Here is a 15,407-nt window from a genome sequence, read left to right as displayed (position 1 = left end):
CCTTTTTTATGCTGCAAGTAGATTTTTTTCGCCTTATTCTAATTTTTTATTTTTTACTTTCCTTTGGTTTTCTTGGGTGGTTCTGGCGTGCCCAATTCATTGGTAAGCTGATTTTTAGTTGCAGTAATGAGCGAATGCTCTGCTGCACTATTCTTGTTATGGCGCTGCTGGCTGTTCTTCTTGGTCCTGCGCCGTTTGTCGCATTTCTAGAGTTGTCTTATGTTGTAGGCCTTTTAGTGTCTGCCTGGCTGGTTTGTGTTGCTTCAAGGAATATAAGGTCTTTGGTTGTGTGGAGAGTGATTGGCGGATTGTTATTGGTATTTGTTCTGGTGCATTCTGTGTATGCTATAGATACTATATCGTTACGCCACTCCTTCATGACTCGGCATGACGCGACTCCCGGTTTTGCACATGATAGGCTCTTCTCGGATATGGCGGCCGGGGTTGTCCCGCTGGCGGTGCTGTATTCGGTTTCAAGGAAGAAATTGTCTGTATTCGCTATATCTTTGAGTGTGCCACCACTGGCAGTTTGGTGGTACCTCCTTTTTATTAGCGAGGGCCGTGCTGGAATACTTTCTCTGATTCTTGCTGTGTTAGTGGTGGCGGCCTTATATCGCAAGGCGGTGCTGGCTCCGATCTTTGTGCTCTTGCTGTCAGCAGTTATTGGTCTAATGGGTTGGCTTGTTTTTAACCCGATGGTTAAAAAAAGCACAGGGGAAGTGTTTCAGCGGGACATCAAGAATAGCTCGGGTCGCTGGGAATTATGGCGAGATGCGATTTTTTATGCTTATGATAATTTTCCACTTGGCATTGGTCCAATGCAGTATGCGGGTGATGGTGTAATGCGTGGTGGTAGTGCGCATAACCTGATCTTGAATACAGCCGCAGAATGGGGGGCTGTCCTTGCAGTGATCTTGGCTGTTGTTCTGGTCAAGGGTGGGTTGGTGATCTTGCGTCGTGCAGTAGAGGTGCCAGATGCAGAGAAACCGCTTTATGCTTGCTTGATCATGTCATTCGTGGCTGTGATGGTTAATCTGCAATTTTCGGGTGCGCATATTGCACCTTCCAGTGCCGTGATCATTATTGTGGCGGTAGGGTTTGTATTCGGGTTTCGAAGTGAGAGTGTGGTAGATACCCCACCATTGAAAATGCAGTATAGGTTTTACGGCGGAATGGCTTGGGGTGGAGTTATGCTTATCCTGGCATATTTGCTATTTGCGGGATTGGAGATGTACTGGTTATCCTTGGATTCCCAATTAATTTGCATGCAGAAGGAAGGTCGGCTGCATCTGTTTCCCCGCTTCTGGGCCCAGGGTCGCTTGGAATGCATGCAGATGATTGCCCCGGATCATTGGCTGTTCTGGTCATGGCGCTGATCTTCAATGCAAAATCGAGCCATGAAGCCACTCTGGCAGCAGGACCCCTTTCCAGCTTATTACGTACCGGGTGCGCAGCCCCCTGGCGTAGAGCAGCAGGTATGACATGTCCTGCGCCTTGATAGCGCTTTCCTGCATACGAGCGCCATTTTGTGCCAGCAGGAATCGAACGCCGGCCTGCTGCAGGCCCTGCTTGAACTCCATGATCTCCGAAGCGATACCCTGCTCGGCAAAGGCGAGAAATGCCCGGCATGCCGTGGTCCATCGCTCTGTATGCCGGGAACTCTCGTAGCAAGCCCAGCCCATCTCATGCCCCTTGGCGATGGCTTCGTGATAGGCATCGCTGCCATGAGCAGGCGGAGAGGTCAGTGGCGCCAAAGTGAGTACGATCAGGGCAAGTGCACTCTTCCTGCGGAGTTGCATGGTATTGTCCTGTCAGCTGATCGATTTGATTGTCATCGGCAAGCCAGTATGAAACTTGAGCAGAACTTGCCCAAGCGGCTCCACAATACGCCGAAATGTGGCATTTCGTTGCACGCTTGCTGCGCATTTCCTGCCTAGGCTGAAAGAAACCGGATTCAGGAGGACAGGCCAATGCTGCATGCCAAACGCACACTGCTCTTGAGCGCCACGGTACTTGGATTGGTGCTCGGAGGGGCAGGGCTACAGGCCCAGCCGCCCGAGAATCGTGGCCAGGGCCAAAAGGGTCAGGGCCAAGGCCAATGGCAGAACCAGGGCGGCAATCAGGGAAAAGGCCAGGGGCAGGGTGCAGCGCAGGCTCAGCCCGGCCGCGGCCAGGCGGGCGAGCCTGAGCGTTCATTTCGCGAAAGCGATGACTGGCACCGCGACGGGCGATCGGAGCGGCATGATGTTTCCCATGGGCCGCGCATCGATGAGCGCGAGATCCGCCGCCTGTTGCTGGAGCGCCGCGACTGGATCGAGATCGACCGCAGCCGCGAAAGCCTGCCGCCGGGCATTCGCATGAACCTGGAGCGCGGCAAACCGCTGCCTCCCGGTATCGCCATGCAGCTCGATGAGCGAATCCTGCGCGACCTGCCGCGCTACGACGGCTACGAATGGCGCCGGGTCGGTCCCGACGTCATTCTAGTGGATGCTGCCAACGCCATCATCTACGAGATACTGCGCGATATTTTCTATTGAGCCTGATAGGGGCGTGCCTAGGGCGCGCTTCTCCCCGCAAAAAGCTGACCCCGGTCAACGGATTGGCATGTTCTTATAAAAAAACTTGCCTTCACTTTCGCAGTGCGCTCTGCGAGACTCCTGCACCTATTTTGTGCAAGAGACGGACATGAAGACCTACCTCGGCAAGATGCGCGCCGAACGAACGCGAGCTCCCAGCCCCGACTGGCAGGATGCCCTGTGGTCGTGGTTCGGAGCGTTCATCGGCATGGGGGCGATCTGTTGGCTAAGCGCGCACTGGCTTTCCCATCACCTTTTGATCGTGGCTTCCTTCGGCGCCACCTCGGTGCTGATTTATGCCGCGCCCGACAGTCCCTTTGCCCAGCCGCGTAATGTCCTGGTGGGTAGCATGCTCTCCGCCCTGGTGGGGGTGGCCTGCTTCAAGCTGCTGGGCAGTACCCCGCTGGCGGTCACGCTTGCCGTATCCCTCTCGGTGCTTGTCATGCAGCTCACCCACACCGTGCACCCTCCTGGTGCAGCCGCAGCGCTGGGGGCTGTCATCGGTGGTTCCCCGATCACCGCGCTGGGTTGGTGGTATCCCTTGATGCCGATCGGTATCGGCTGCAGCGTCATGCTGCTGGTGGCCATACTGGTCAATAATCTCGCCCGCCATCGGCGTTACCCACGTTTCTGGTAGGGTGTTGCCTCGCCGCGTGTCGCCACATGCTCACAGCCTTGCTGATTAATGATGTGCCGCGCCCGGCACGCCAAGCAAAACGGGTCTAGAGGTAAAGCTCCAGGTCTTCACGCTTGAAATCGCCCAGCGTGGCCAAACCGTGCCAGTTCTTGATCTGGATCTGCTTGTTGTCGCAGTTCTCGATCAGCCCCTTGCGCTTGATCTTGCCCATCGAGCGGCTTACGTGAACGCTGGAGAGCCCCAGTACGTCGGATATTTCCGTTTGCGTGAGCGGGAAGAAGTAACGCCCCTTATATGTCAGGCCGGCGGCGTGAGAGCGGGCATAGCACTCGCACAGCAAGTTGGCGATGCGCCTCTCGGCGCTGCGCACCGAGAGATTGATGATCCAGTTCAAGGCCACGCTATGGCTGATATGCCCCGACGCCCTGAACAGGCGAAGTATTCTTGGGCGTTCGAACAGCCGCTCGGCACTTTCCGAATCGATGGTGGTGAAGCGAAGCGGCGTAATGGCCTTGATGGAAAATTCCAGCCTGCTATACAGGCCTTGGCCATTATCGCTGATATCGCCCGGCAGCAGTAGCGAAGTGATGGGCTCGCTGCCGTCATGCAGCATCTTGTAGCGACAAGCCCAGCCCTTCTCGATGAGGTGCAGGCATTCCAGCGTATCGCCTTCGCGTGCCAGGTGGCTTCCTTTCTTCACCTCTCGCACGGGGCCGATATGGCTGTCGAATATGCGCTTGTCTTCGGCGCATAAGTCATTGATCGCCTTGAAGTTATGGAGCAAATGCATGTCATCCTTTACGTCGTTTCTTTCGATCGCATACTAGGATCGTGTCCTGAGTTAGTGTAACAAAGGCCTTGAGGTATACAAATTTCTTGATAAGCGTATACTTATTTAATTTGCTTTTTGATGTCGCCTGATTTTGGGGGTGGCGAACCCAGCGGATAGCGAATCCAGAGGGTACTAAATCCTTGCTGCCATGGCGGAAGGGAGGGGCGCTGTGCCCCCGGTTAGCGAAATTTCAACGTATTCGAGAGCGATAGGATTCGGGCAGTTCCAGCCTGGGAGGCTCGCCGCGGAATGAGCCTACGCCGAAGATGGTGTCAAGGTAAGGTGAGCCGAGTTAGCGCGGAACATGACCTGCGTGATTGACAACCGCGTTCGTTTCAGTTTGAGCATACTTGAGTAACGCAAGGTGCCGTTACCCACCGTTTTAGTCGCCGTTCAAATAGGCCTCCCTATTTGACGCTGCCGATGTGGTTCGACTAAAACTAAGCTGAAAGTATTGTCATTCGCTGCGGGTTGTTGTATTTATAGGCGGCATCCCAAAATTCTCTCATTTGCAAGGACCGTGCATATGTCTCTTCTCAGCGAATTCATGCAGAAAGAACAGCAGCTCAAGCAGCTTCAGGCTGAAATGGAGCGGCTGCAGAACGACGACCGCCTGAAGGCCGAGCTGGAATTCAAGGATAAGCTCGAAGCGCTGATGCGTGAGTTCAACAAGAGTTCCGCTGATGTAATCGGCCTGCTGGAGCCGCAAGGCGGCAAATCCACGCCGGCCAAGGCAGCGGCTTCCTCCAGCACCGGGCGCCGCAAGCGCAAGCTGAAGATCTACAAGAACCCGAAGACCGGCGAAGTGGTGGAAACCCGCGGCGGTAACCAGAAAACGCTCAAGGCGTGGAAGGACGAATTCGGTTCCGACACAGTGGAAGGTTGGCTGGTTCGCGTCGAGTCCTGATCGACGAACCCGGAGCTAGCAGCCCTGAGCGATGGTTCTGGAACACTGGAGCGAAAGGGCAGGCAAGAGAGGGCTCGCGTAAGCCGCGCGAGCCCTCTTGCAAAGGCATTCAGGCTGGTTGAACCGGCAGCCTGACCAGAATTCCCTTCGTGCCCCATTCCACCTGAACGGCATCGCCGCTGGCGTGAAGGCTCTGTTTCGGAAGGCCTTCGCAAACCAGGTACTCAACGATGTCTGGAATCACTTCCATGGCTTCCAGTTTCACGCAAGCGTGCTGCTGGGCCGGGAGATTCAGCAAGCGAAAGGAGGCGGGAATGGCGATTCCCGGTGCCTCGTTCCCATTGACGATCGGGCCGACATCGATGCGCTCCATGTCGCTGGGCAGCGGAATGTTGTGCATCAGGGCGATGGTATGCCCTTGCCGCAAGCGCTCCGGCAGGCTCTCCACCCCTTTGGCATGATGGGTCCACTTTCGCAGCATTCCGAGGGGGTGGCTTCGTTCCTTTCGGTACAGGCGTGTTACCAGGGCCTGGCGTGAAGGTGTATTGCAGATTTCGAATTCGGGAGGATTGCCGCCATGCCCCTGGCAGTAGGGGTTATGGTGGAGTTTCACGCGCAGCGCCTGGCGGTATTGGCGTGGCGTTTGATTGTGGTATCGTTGGAAAGCACGGCTGAAGGCGGAATGATTCTGATAGCCACACCGGGTCGCAATCGTCTGGATGGAGAAAGGGGTGAACGCCAACAGGCGTGCAGCCTTCTCCAATCGCAGGGAGTCGCGATAAGCGCTAGGGGACAGACCAAAGCACTGCTTGAACCTGCGCCGGACCTGTGAGGTCGAATAACCGAGTCGGCTGGCGAGGTCTTCTATACCCTGCTGGCTATCCAAATGGTCCTGCAGCCAGATCTCCGCCCGCATCATCTCGTTAAACATAACTGTCCCTTGCTTGATCCCGCAGCAAAGTGAAGGTTGCTGCATCCATATCAACGCTGGTGCCCTCAATGGCGCCTGGGCAATGCCTGGCAGGCATAACGCCCGCTGTTTTTATGGTTTTTGTGCGTCTCTTTATGCGCTTTCGCAGGAGGCAAAGGCAAGTTTGGTTAGAGAGTTTGACCGTTTGTGCATAATTGTTGCTACGGACGATGCGACGCTCCTCGTTCGTGAGTCCATGTATCTCTCAGGGTAGCGTAATGGTCAGCCTTCGCTACCACACGGTTTGGCGGTATACTCGGGCCGATCACCACCGAGTGCCGTCCAGGAGGCGCAGCCATTGGCGCAGCGTTTCCTCAGGTACTTGAGTAATTACGGATATATATGAGAAACCAGAAACCCAACCGCTCCATGGACGAGCGCGAGAAACTACGCAAGTTTCGTGAGCTCGATGACGCCTTTGCCCAGGCGCTTCGCGAACTGGAAAAGCCAAATTCACGCCTCGACATCCCCACGGGGCCGCCGGTGCGCAGCCTGGCGGAGCTGGAGGCGGAAGAGCAACAGCAGCGCCAGCAGGCGTTCGAAACGCAGCTCAAGACGCTGATGAAGGAATACGCCCAGCCCAGGGAGAGCGTGGCCGACCTGCTGCGCACCATGCAAACGCTCGGCCACATCGCCTGATTCGCCAATGACGTACTTCCTGGTGATGGGCAGCCTGGTGCTGTCTGTCCTGTTCACGCTTGGCTGGGCGCTTTCGCGCCTGTTGCGCTGGATAGCTGGCGGCCTGCCGGGCGGTGGCGGCAAGGCCAAGCGCAAGCCCGTCAGGCGCGGTGCTACGCGCCAAGCCGGCGCGGCCAAGGCGTCTCGTAGCGCCAGCGCCGGTACCAGGAGCAAGGCCAAGGCTGGTGCCAAGCCGCCCAGCGAGCCCTGGCGCATTACCCGGCGCCTGGCCGAATGGCACTCCAGTACCGCGCTGGCCCTGGTGGCGGCGCCTACCTATCTCGTGGCGCGCCTTGCCGAACACGGCATGAGCTTTCGCCCGCCTCATAGCGTACCCAGTGGCTTCAATGCCCTGGTGGCCGGCCTGGGTTGGCTTGCCGCCGGCCTGATCCTGCTTGCGCTCATCCATCGGCTGGCCGTGTGGCGCTGCCGTTGAGTCAGCGTTGCTGAGATTACTTCCCACTACTTTGTGCGACTCGCTGTCATATTTTCGTAAAGTGCGAACAAATGACTGACTGTTCGGCATTATTCGGCCGCATTCAGCGGTAGAGCATCGCGCTCGAGTCCCGTAGAATTATGTCATTCCAATAACGATACCCAGCAGGGACCAGGAAGCGCAGCTTCCATGCTGTGTTTTCAGACGTGTCGAGCGTCAGCTCGGCGACGGACCGTGAGAAGTGGCGCCTTGGGCTGACTCTTGCCCTGAGGCTTCCCGTACGCATTTCCGCAACGTTCCGTTCCCGTTCTGGTATCGCCTCGCAGCAGGGCCAGGGAACCGCCCGGAACAATCCCAGGGCGGTAGCGTGCCCGAACGGTGGCGGCCTGCCTAATGCGCTGCGGCAGGTCAAGAAAAAGTGAGCCACATGCCTGAAAGTGAAAATTTTGTCGCTCAGCTGACAAAAAAATAGCCAAGGGTTCCGAAGCAGATTTCGAAGAAAGCCCATACGCAAGGGAACGAAGCGAGTGAAATTGCTGATCACCGGCATTGCCGGCTTCATCGGCCACGCCGTGGCCAAGCGCCTCAGCGGGCAGGGTCACGAGATCGTCGGCATCGACAACCTCAACACCTACTACGATGTCTCGCTCAAGCAGGCGCGCCTGCACGACCTGGCCGACTGCCACGACATTCGCTTCATCCATATGGACCTGGGCGACCGCGAGGGCATGGCCGCCCTGTTCCGGGAGAACGAATTCGATCGCGTGATCCACCTGGCCGCCCAGGCCGGGGTGCGCTACTCGCTGGAAAACCCCCATGTGTACGCCGATTCCAACCTGATCGGCCACCTCAACGTGCTGGAGGGGTGCCGGCAACACAAGGTGGGGCACCTGGTCTATGCCTCCTCCAGCTCGGTGTACGGCATGAACGCCAAGACCCCGTTCGATACCGGCGATAGCGTGGACCATCCCGTCAGCCTCTACGCGGCCACCAAGAAGGCCAACGAGCTGATGAGCCACACCTACGCGCACCTCTACGGCGTACCGATGACCGGGCTTCGCTTCTTCACCGTGTACGGCCCCTGGGGCCGGCCCGACATGGCCATCTTCAAGTTCGTCAAGGCGATGTTCGAAGGCAAGCCGATCCAGGTGTACAACCACGGCGACATGTCGCGGGACTTCACCTACATCGACGACATCGTCGAAGGCATCGTGCGCATCCAGGACGTGATTCCGCAGCCCAACCCCGATCGTGCCGCCGCCAGCGCCCGGCCCGACCGAAGCACCGCCCCCTATGCACTGTACAACATCGGCTACGGTGCACCGGTCTCGCTGATGTCGTTCATCCGCGCGCTGGAAGCCGCCACCGGGCGAGAGGCCATCTGCGAATACCTGCCCATGCAGCCCGGCGACGTACCGCGCACCTGGGCCGACACCGAAGCGCTGCTCAAGGCCACCGGCTACCGGCCCAAGATGCAAGTGGAAGAAGGCGTGAAGCGCTTCGTCGAGTGGTATCGCGGGTTCTATGGCGTTTGATTTTTTTGTCTAAAAAATAATAAGTAAGGGATGACTTCTTGGACATACTCCACCACGGTGGCGGAGCAGGCGTCACCGGCAGCTGCCACCGGCTGCAGATCGCAGCGGATAGGGCCTTGCTCGTCGATTGCGGCATCTTCCAGGGGCAGGACGCCGAGCACCTCGACAGCCTCGCGCAGCATCAGGTGCACTTCCCGGTCGAAGATTTGCTGGCGCTGGTGGTCACCCACGTGCACATCGACCATATCGGCCGGCTGCCCTACCTGCTAGCGGCGGGCTATCAGGGGCCGATTCTGTGCTCGGTACCCTCGGCCCGGCTACTGCCACTGGTCATAGAAGACGCCCTGAAAATCGGCTTCACCCGTGACCGCGCGCTAATCGAGCGCTTCCTGGCCGAAGTGCAGGGGCGGCTGGTGGCACTGGACTACACGACCTGGCACACCGTGCTCGACGACGAGCGTCACCGCATTCGGGTCAAGCTGCAGCGCGCCGGGCACATACTCGGCTCCGCCTACGTGGAAGTGGATACCCAGGACAAGGCCAGCGGGCAGCTCCAGGGAAAGGGCCAGCGCACCGTATTCTCCGGCGACCTGGGCGCCCCCTACGCGCCGTTGCTGCCGGCACCCAAGCCGCCGTATCGCGCCGACGTGCTGGTGCTGGAAAGTACCTACGGCGACCGCCAGCACGAAGACAGGCGCCACCGCCGCGAAAGGCTCAAGGCCGCCATCGACAGGGCACTCGAGAACGGCGGCACCGTGGTAATACCCGCCTTCAGCGTGGGCCGCACCCAGGAGCTGCTCTACGAACTGGAAGGGCTGATACACAACGCACGCAGCGAGCGCTGGCGCGAACTCGAAATCATCGTCGACTCGCCCCTGGCCGCCCGCTTCACCGAGGTATACCGCGAACTCAAACCCTGGTGGGACGCCGAAGCCCACAAGATGCTGCGCAGCGGCCGCCATCCGCTCAGCTTCGAGAACCTCTACACCGTGGACAGCCACGAAGCCCACGAGCGCACCGTCGAATACCTGAGTGAGACCGGCCGGCCCGCGGTGGTGATCGCCGCCAGCGGCATGGTCAGCGGGGGCAGGGTGGTGAACTATCTCAAGCGCATGCTCAGCGACGAACGCCACTGCGTGCTCTTTACCGGCTACCAGGCCCACGGCACACCGGGGCGGGACATCCAGCGCTACGGCCCCCAGGGCGGCTGGGTGATGCTGGATGGCCAGCGCATCGACATTCGCGCCCGTATCGAAACCGTCAGCGGCTACTCGGCCCATGCCGACCAGCAGGACCTGCTCAACTTCGTACGCCGCATGCGCCAACCCCCCAGGGAAGTGCGCCTGGTACACGGCGACCCCCACGCCCAGGCGGCACTCAAGGCCAAGCTGCTGGAGTGGGCCGCAGGGGCAGGGCATGAGATGAGCGTGACGCTGGGGGCGGATCATCTGTACGAAGAGAAACTACCCGAGACAGCCTATGCACCTTGACCGCCTGAGGCTTGAGAACTTCCGTGCCTGCGAACAGCTCGAGATTGAGCTGGGCAGGCGCCTGACAGTGTTGCTGGGTAACAATGGCAGTGGCAAGACCTCCGTGCTGGATGGCATTGCCATTGGCCTGGGGGCTGCACTGACGCATCTGCCATCGGTGTCGGGCATTACATTCAGGAAAACGGGAGACATTCGCCAGCAGGGCAATGCGCTTGCGCCTTATACCCGCGTGGCACTTACCCTGCGCTCAGGCGTGAAGTGGGACCGTATACAGCGACGCGACAAGAGCAAGGCCACGATAGCCGCTACGCCGAAAGCCACGGGGCTCAAGGAGCTGGAAGCCTACCTCGACGGCACCGTCATCGATCCCCTGAATGCTGAAGAGCAATACGATCTACCCTTGGTGGCCTACTACGGTGTGAGCCGAGCCGTGCTGCAGGTGCCGCTCAGGCGGAAAGGTTTTCCCAAGAGCCATACGCGCATGGAAGCCCTGGAAAACGCGCTGGAGGCGCACAGCAGTTTCAAGTCTGCATTCATCTGGTTCTACAACAAGGAAAACGAAGAGAGCCGCCTGCAGAAAGAACGGCGAAGCTTCGATGTGACACTCAAGGAGCTGGATGCCGTCCGTAGCGCCATCCGCCAAGTGTTTCCGGACATCAGCAACCCCCATATAGAAGCCAATCCTCTTAGGCTCGCCGTAACGCTCAACGGCGAGACGCTGGATTTGATGCAGCTCAGCGATGGATACAAGACCTTGCTAGGCCTTGTCATCGATTTGAGCATGCGCATGGGGCTAGCCAATCCACACCTGAGTAATCCCCTGAGTGCGGAGGCGGTGGTGATGATCGATGAGGTGGATCTCCACCTTCACCCTTCATGGCAGCGCCGCGTATTGGCAGACCTGTTACGCACTTTCAGCAATACCCAGTTCATACTGACTACGCATAGCCCCTTTATCGTGGAAGCGTTGAACAACCATCTGAAGCGCCACCAACTGGGTGAACCAGCGACCGGGGATCAGGAAATCGACCATTTGATGCCTCTCTCCAGTGACGATGTGCGTGCCTATTTGATGGAGAGCAGCGCCAAGCACTCACTGGTCGATGAGGAAACCGGGCTGGTGGATGACACCTTGCTGATGCACTTCAACGACATCAACGTGCTCTACGATCGTATGCGCGACATCGAATGGAATCGAATGGATGATCAACACAGGTCCGTATAGTCACTGCGAGTGCGTACGGATGGGGAACATCCATTCGGTATGCAAGACCGATTTGATGCTGGAAGAGCAAGGCAAGAAGGTTTCCCTGAGCCTACGCGCAAATGAAGAGGCAAAGGCGTTGGTGCTCGATGGCTGTGTTTTCACGAATAACGCCATGAAGTGCGATGCCATGTACCTGTTCAAGGGCCACAACAAGAAGGTAGTGGCGCTAGTGGAGTTGAAGGGCGCAGGCGATATCCCACATGCGTTTGAGCAGCTTGCTTACACGCGCTTTCAGCGAGCCGAATACGGTCAGTTGAAGCAACTGCTTGATACCTCCGGTCCTGGCCAGATGGTTGAAAAAGCATTCATCGTGAGTAACGGCATGCTATCCAAGCCGGCAATCGAACGGCTTGAAAGGGCGCACGGCATTCGTGTAGGAGCAGTGCTTCACTCAGAGCCGTCGAGCAAGGTGCCGGATCTGAGGGAGTGGCTGTGAGTCATAGCGTGGTCTACCCATGCGCCTGACAGATACCCAGTGCCAGACCATCCGAAGGGTCGTTCATGAAGAGCCCCACCTCTTGATGACACAGCACGTGGCGGCGATATCGACCTGTTCGTCGAACTCAGCGAACCCGTGGAGCATCCCGCACAACTATCCGCTCGTATCCGCTCGGCTTAGCGTGCGTATCATGGGCGCCATGCATGGTCGCAAGGTCGATGTACCCTGTGAGTGCACCGAACCTCGGCGAGCAGGGCATACACAAGCGGGCGAGAGAACAAGGCGAGTTGCTTTGACCAAGCACTTGCCAATCAGCATTTCTATTTGAAAGAGCCTTTATAAAGGGACGGCAATGAACGTTACCGTATTCGGAACCGGCTATGTTGGCCTGGTACAAGGGGCCGTGCTGGCCGACGTGGGCCACCACGTGGTGTGCGTGGATGTGGATGCCGCCAAGGTAGAGCGCCTCAAGAACGGCGACATACCCATCTACGAACCGGGTCTGGAACCGCTGGTAAAGGAGAACTACGGCGCCGGCCGGCTGCAGTTCACCACCGATGCTGCCGCCGGCGTGAAGCACGGCCAGGTGCAATTCATTGCCGTGGGCACCCCACCGGATGAAGACGGCAGCGCCGATCTCAAGTACGTGCTGGCCGTGGCCGAGACCATCGCCCAGCACATGGAACGCGACCAGATCATCATCGACAAATCCACCGTGCCGGTGGGCACCGCCGACAAAGTGCGCGACAAGGTGGATGGCGTGCTGGAAGCCCGCGGCCGCAAGGATTTGCGCTTCGACGTGGTCTCCAACCCCGAGTTTCTCAAGGAGGGCAGTGCGGTAGGCGACTGCCAGCGGCCGGATCGGATCATCATCGGCACCTCCAGCAAGCAGACCGAAGACGTGATGCGCGAACTCTACGCGCCCTTCAGCCGCCAGCACGACAAGATGATCGTGATGGACGTGCGCAGCGCCGAGCTGACCAAATACGCTGCCAACTGCATGCTGGCCACCAAGATCAGCTTCATGAACGAAATGGCCAACCTGGCCGAACGCCTAGGCGCGGATATCGAGATGGTGCGCCAGGGCATCGGCTCCGACCCGCGCATCGGCTACCACTTCATCTACCCCGGCGTGGGCTACGGCGGCTCCTGCTTTCCCAAGGACGTGCAGGCGCTGATTCGCACCGCCGGCGACATCGACTTCGACGCCAAGGTGCTCAAGGCCGTGGAAGCCCGTAACGAGGAGCAGAAAACCACCCTGTTTCAGAAGCTTCACAAGCACTACCAGGGCAACCTGGAAGGCAAGACCTTCGCCATCTGGGGCCTGGCCTTCAAGCCCAATACCGACGACATGCGCGAAGCCCCCAGCCGCGTGTTGATGGAAGCGCTATGGCAAGCCGGCGCCAAGGTACAGGCCTATGACCCCGAAGCCATGGAAGAAGCCCAGCGCATCTACGGCAGCCGCGACGACCTCACCCTCTGCGGGACCAAGGAAGCCACCCTGCGCGGCGCCGACGCCCTGGTGATCGTCACCGAATGGCAAAGCTTCCGCGCCCCGGATTTCGAGATGATAAAGCAGCAGCTCAGCGCACCGGTGATCTTCGACGGGCGCAACATGTTCGAGCCGAAGCGCATGGCGGTGAAGGGCTTTACTTATTACTCGGTAGGGCGGTAAGTCGTTAAGCGCCTGATGCCTATTGAAGCGGTATTCACGTTAGGAATCGTCGTATCGGTATTGCTTGCGCTGGCTTTGAGCCGGTTCGCGCCGGATACGATTCTCATGGCAGCCCTGGCCATCCTCATCATCTCGGGAATTCTGACACCCGGCGAAGCCCTGGCTGGGTTCGGCAACCCGGGTGTCATGACGATTGCCGTGCTCTACGTCGTGGCTGCGGGCCTGAAGGAGACCGGCGCCATTCAGTGGCTGGCGCACCGCATGCTAGGGCAGCCACAGCGTCTGCGACAGGCTCAACTGCGCGTTTTGCTACCGGCTGCGGGTATGAGTGCCTTCATGAACAACACCACCGTGGTGGCCATGTTCATCCCTGCCATTCAGGAATGGGCGGGGCGGCTAAGGCTGCCGCCATCCAAGCTGTTGCTGCCGCTCAGCTATGCCGCCATCATCGGCGGCACCTGCACGCTGATCGGCACCAGTACCAACCTGGTGGTGGACGGTCTCCTGCAAAGCGAACAGGGCATCCGGCTGGCCATGTTCTCGCTTGCCTGGGTCGGCATACCCATCGTTCTGGTGGGTGGCACTTTTCTCTACTTATTCGCCGATCGCCTGCTGCCGAATCGGCAGGGTGTGCTGGAGCAGCTCGAGCAGGCGCGTGAATACTCGGTTGAGGTAGTGGTAGACGAGAAAGGGCCGCTGGTGGGCAAGAGCATTGCCGATGCCGGGCTACGCCATCTGGGCTTTGGCTACCTGGCGGATATCGAACGGCACGGCCGCCTGCTCACCGCCGTGCCGCCGAGCACCGAATTGCAGGCCGGCGATATTCTCATCTTCATCGGTGCCCCTGAGTGCGCCCGCGAGCTGCGCCGCATTCATGGTTTGAAGCCGGCTAGTGGTGACGTTCACAAGCTCGATATTGCCCACCATCAGCGCTGCCTGGTGGAAGCCGTGATCGGGCCGGATTTCGGTGGGCTCAATCAAACGGTACGTGAATCGCGCTTTCGTTCGCGCTATCAGGCCGTGATCCTGTCGATTTCCCGCCATGGCAAGCGATTGCCCGGCAAGCTCGGCGATGTACGCCTGCAGGTGGGTGACACGCTGCTGATCGAAACCGCCCAGGACTTCGTCGACCAGTATCGCTACCGCAAGGATTTCCTGCTGGTCAGCGCGCTGCACGATTCCACACCGCCGGATTTCCGCAAGGCGCCAATAGCACTGGGCATTCTCACGGCAATGGTAGCCGTCAGCGCCACGGGCCTGCTGAGCATTCTTGAAGCGGCACTGCTGGCCGCCGGCGGCATGCTGGTGACACGCTGCGTGCCGGCCAGCAAGGCGCGCCGTTATGTGGATCTCTCCGTACTCGTAGTCATTGCCTCCTCCTTTGCGCTGGGGGCCGCCATGACGAAAACCGGAGCCGCCGCCCAGGTGGCCCAATGGCTGCTGCTGATAGACAACCCGGCGCCTTGGCTGGCGCTGGCCCTCGTCTATCTCATGACGGTGCTGTTCACGGAGCTGATCACCAACAACGCGGCCGCCGTGCTGATGTTTCCCATCGCCGTGGCCGTTGCCGAGCAGTTGGGCGTGAGTTTCATGCCCTTCGTCATCGCCATCATGTTTGCTGCCTCGGCCAGTTTCATGACTCCGCTGGGCTACCAGACCAACCTGATGGTATTGGGCCCCGGTGGCTATCGCTTTACCGACTACCTGAGGCTTGGCGCACCCTTGAGCCTGATCGTAGGTATCACCGCCGTCGTGCTGATACCGCTGGTCTGGCCTTTCTAGCTACGAGCTACGAGCCGCGAGCCGCGAGCCACGAGCCACGAGCTACGAGCCGCGAGCCGCGAGCCACGAGCCACGAGCCAAAACCTTAGCGTCGAGAGTGTCGTAGGGGCATCGTCCTGCCGAAGCCCGAAGCCCGAAGCCCGAAGCCCGAAGCCCGAAGCCCGAAGCCCGAAGCCCGAAGCC

The 15,407-nt window shown here is 59.1% G+C and carries 15 protein-coding genes; 12 read left to right on the top strand and 3 right to left on the bottom strand.

What is annotated here, in order from left to right:
* The first annotated feature begins 8 nt into the window (after positions 1-8).
* The gene (locus tag ACUY1T_RS20765) at positions 9-1,376 is read left to right on the top strand and encodes an O-antigen ligase family protein (protein ID WP_446025470.1); all 1,368 of its coding nucleotides are present in this window, start codon (positions 9-11) and stop codon (positions 1,374-1,376) included.
* Positions 1,377-1,379: 3 nt separating this feature from the next.
* Here the strand turns inward: ACUY1T_RS20765 and ACUY1T_RS20760 are convergent, their stop codons facing one another.
* Positions 1,380-1,799, bottom strand: a complete 420-nt coding sequence (locus ACUY1T_RS20760; RefSeq protein WP_446025469.1) for a hypothetical protein — start codon at positions 1,797-1,799, stop codon at positions 1,380-1,382.
* Between the two features lie 171 nt (positions 1,800-1,970).
* On the opposite strand from ACUY1T_RS20760, the gene ACUY1T_RS20755 reads away from it, so the two are divergent.
* Both ACUY1T_RS20755 and ACUY1T_RS20750 read left to right on the top strand, forming a co-directional pair.
* Entirely contained in the window at positions 1,971-2,537 is a 567-nt protein-coding gene (locus ACUY1T_RS20755) for an anti-virulence regulator CigR family protein (RefSeq protein WP_446025468.1), read from the top strand.
* Positions 2,538-2,685: 148 nt separating this feature from the next.
* A complete protein-coding gene (locus ACUY1T_RS20750; RefSeq protein ID WP_446025467.1) occupies positions 2,686-3,213 on the top strand; it encodes an HPP family protein in 528 nt (175 codons plus the stop codon).
* A gap of 85 nt (positions 3,214-3,298) precedes the next feature.
* Here ACUY1T_RS20750 and ACUY1T_RS20745 read toward each other — a convergent pair whose 3' ends face one another.
* The gene (locus ACUY1T_RS20745) at positions 3,299-4,003 is read right to left on the bottom strand and encodes a Crp/Fnr family transcriptional regulator (protein ID WP_446025466.1); all 705 of its coding nucleotides are present in this window, start codon (positions 4,001-4,003) and stop codon (positions 3,299-3,301) included.
* A gap of 568 nt (positions 4,004-4,571) precedes the next feature.
* Here ACUY1T_RS20745 and ACUY1T_RS20740 point away from each other — a divergent pair.
* A complete protein-coding gene (locus ACUY1T_RS20740) occupies positions 4,572-4,952 on the top strand; it encodes a histone-like nucleoid-structuring protein, MvaT/MvaU family (protein ID WP_446025465.1) in 381 nt (126 codons plus the stop codon).
* A gap of 109 nt (positions 4,953-5,061) precedes the next feature.
* Here ACUY1T_RS20740 and ACUY1T_RS20735 read toward each other — a convergent pair whose 3' ends face one another.
* A complete protein-coding gene (locus tag ACUY1T_RS20735) occupies positions 5,062-5,883 on the bottom strand; it encodes a helix-turn-helix transcriptional regulator (RefSeq protein WP_446025464.1) in 822 nt (273 codons plus the stop codon).
* Between the two features lie 381 nt (positions 5,884-6,264).
* Between ACUY1T_RS20735 and ACUY1T_RS20730 the strand changes: the two genes are divergently transcribed.
* The 8 genes from ACUY1T_RS20730 to ACUY1T_RS20695 all read left to right on the top strand — a co-directional run bounded on the left by ACUY1T_RS20730 (position 6,265) and on the right by ACUY1T_RS20695 (position 15,224).
* Positions 6,265-6,561 (top strand): hypothetical protein, encoded by a 297-nt coding sequence (locus ACUY1T_RS20730; RefSeq protein WP_446025463.1) that lies wholly within the window; start codon positions 6,265-6,267, stop codon positions 6,559-6,561.
* A 7-nt stretch (positions 6,562-6,568) separates the two neighbouring features.
* Positions 6,569-7,036 (top strand): hypothetical protein, encoded by a 468-nt coding sequence (locus ACUY1T_RS20725; RefSeq protein WP_446025462.1) that lies wholly within the window; start codon positions 6,569-6,571, stop codon positions 7,034-7,036.
* Positions 7,037-7,563: 527 nt separating this feature from the next.
* Positions 7,564-8,571, top strand: coding sequence for an NAD-dependent epimerase (locus ACUY1T_RS20720; protein WP_446025461.1), 1,008 nt, complete (start codon positions 7,564-7,566; stop codon positions 8,569-8,571).
* Positions 8,572-8,609: 38 nt separating this feature from the next.
* Positions 8,610-10,061: an MBL fold metallo-hydrolase RNA specificity domain-containing protein gene (locus tag ACUY1T_RS20715; protein WP_446025460.1), complete on the top strand. Its 1,452-nt coding sequence runs from the start codon at positions 8,610-8,612 to the stop codon at positions 10,059-10,061.
* Positions 10,051-11,286 (top strand): AAA family ATPase, encoded by a 1,236-nt coding sequence (locus ACUY1T_RS20710; RefSeq protein WP_446025459.1) that lies wholly within the window; start codon positions 10,051-10,053, stop codon positions 11,284-11,286. Before ACUY1T_RS20715 ends, ACUY1T_RS20710 begins: the two co-directional genes overlap by 11 nt.
* A 55-nt stretch (positions 11,287-11,341) precedes the next feature.
* Positions 11,342-11,764, top strand: a complete 423-nt coding sequence (locus ACUY1T_RS20705) for a hypothetical protein (RefSeq protein ID WP_434233285.1) — start codon at positions 11,342-11,344, stop codon at positions 11,762-11,764.
* 355 nt (positions 11,765-12,119) lie between these two features.
* Entirely contained in the window at positions 12,120-13,442 is a 1,323-nt protein-coding gene (locus ACUY1T_RS20700) for a UDP-glucose dehydrogenase family protein (RefSeq protein WP_446025458.1), read from the top strand.
* Positions 13,443-13,457: 15 nt separating this feature from the next.
* Positions 13,458-15,224, top strand: coding sequence for an SLC13 family permease (locus ACUY1T_RS20695; protein WP_446025457.1), 1,767 nt, complete (start codon positions 13,458-13,460; stop codon positions 15,222-15,224).
* Positions 15,225-15,407 lie beyond the last annotated feature (183 nt).

Source organism: Billgrantia sp. Q4P2 (assembly GCF_052806135.1).
This window is presented reverse-complemented; position numbering and strand designations above follow the sequence as displayed.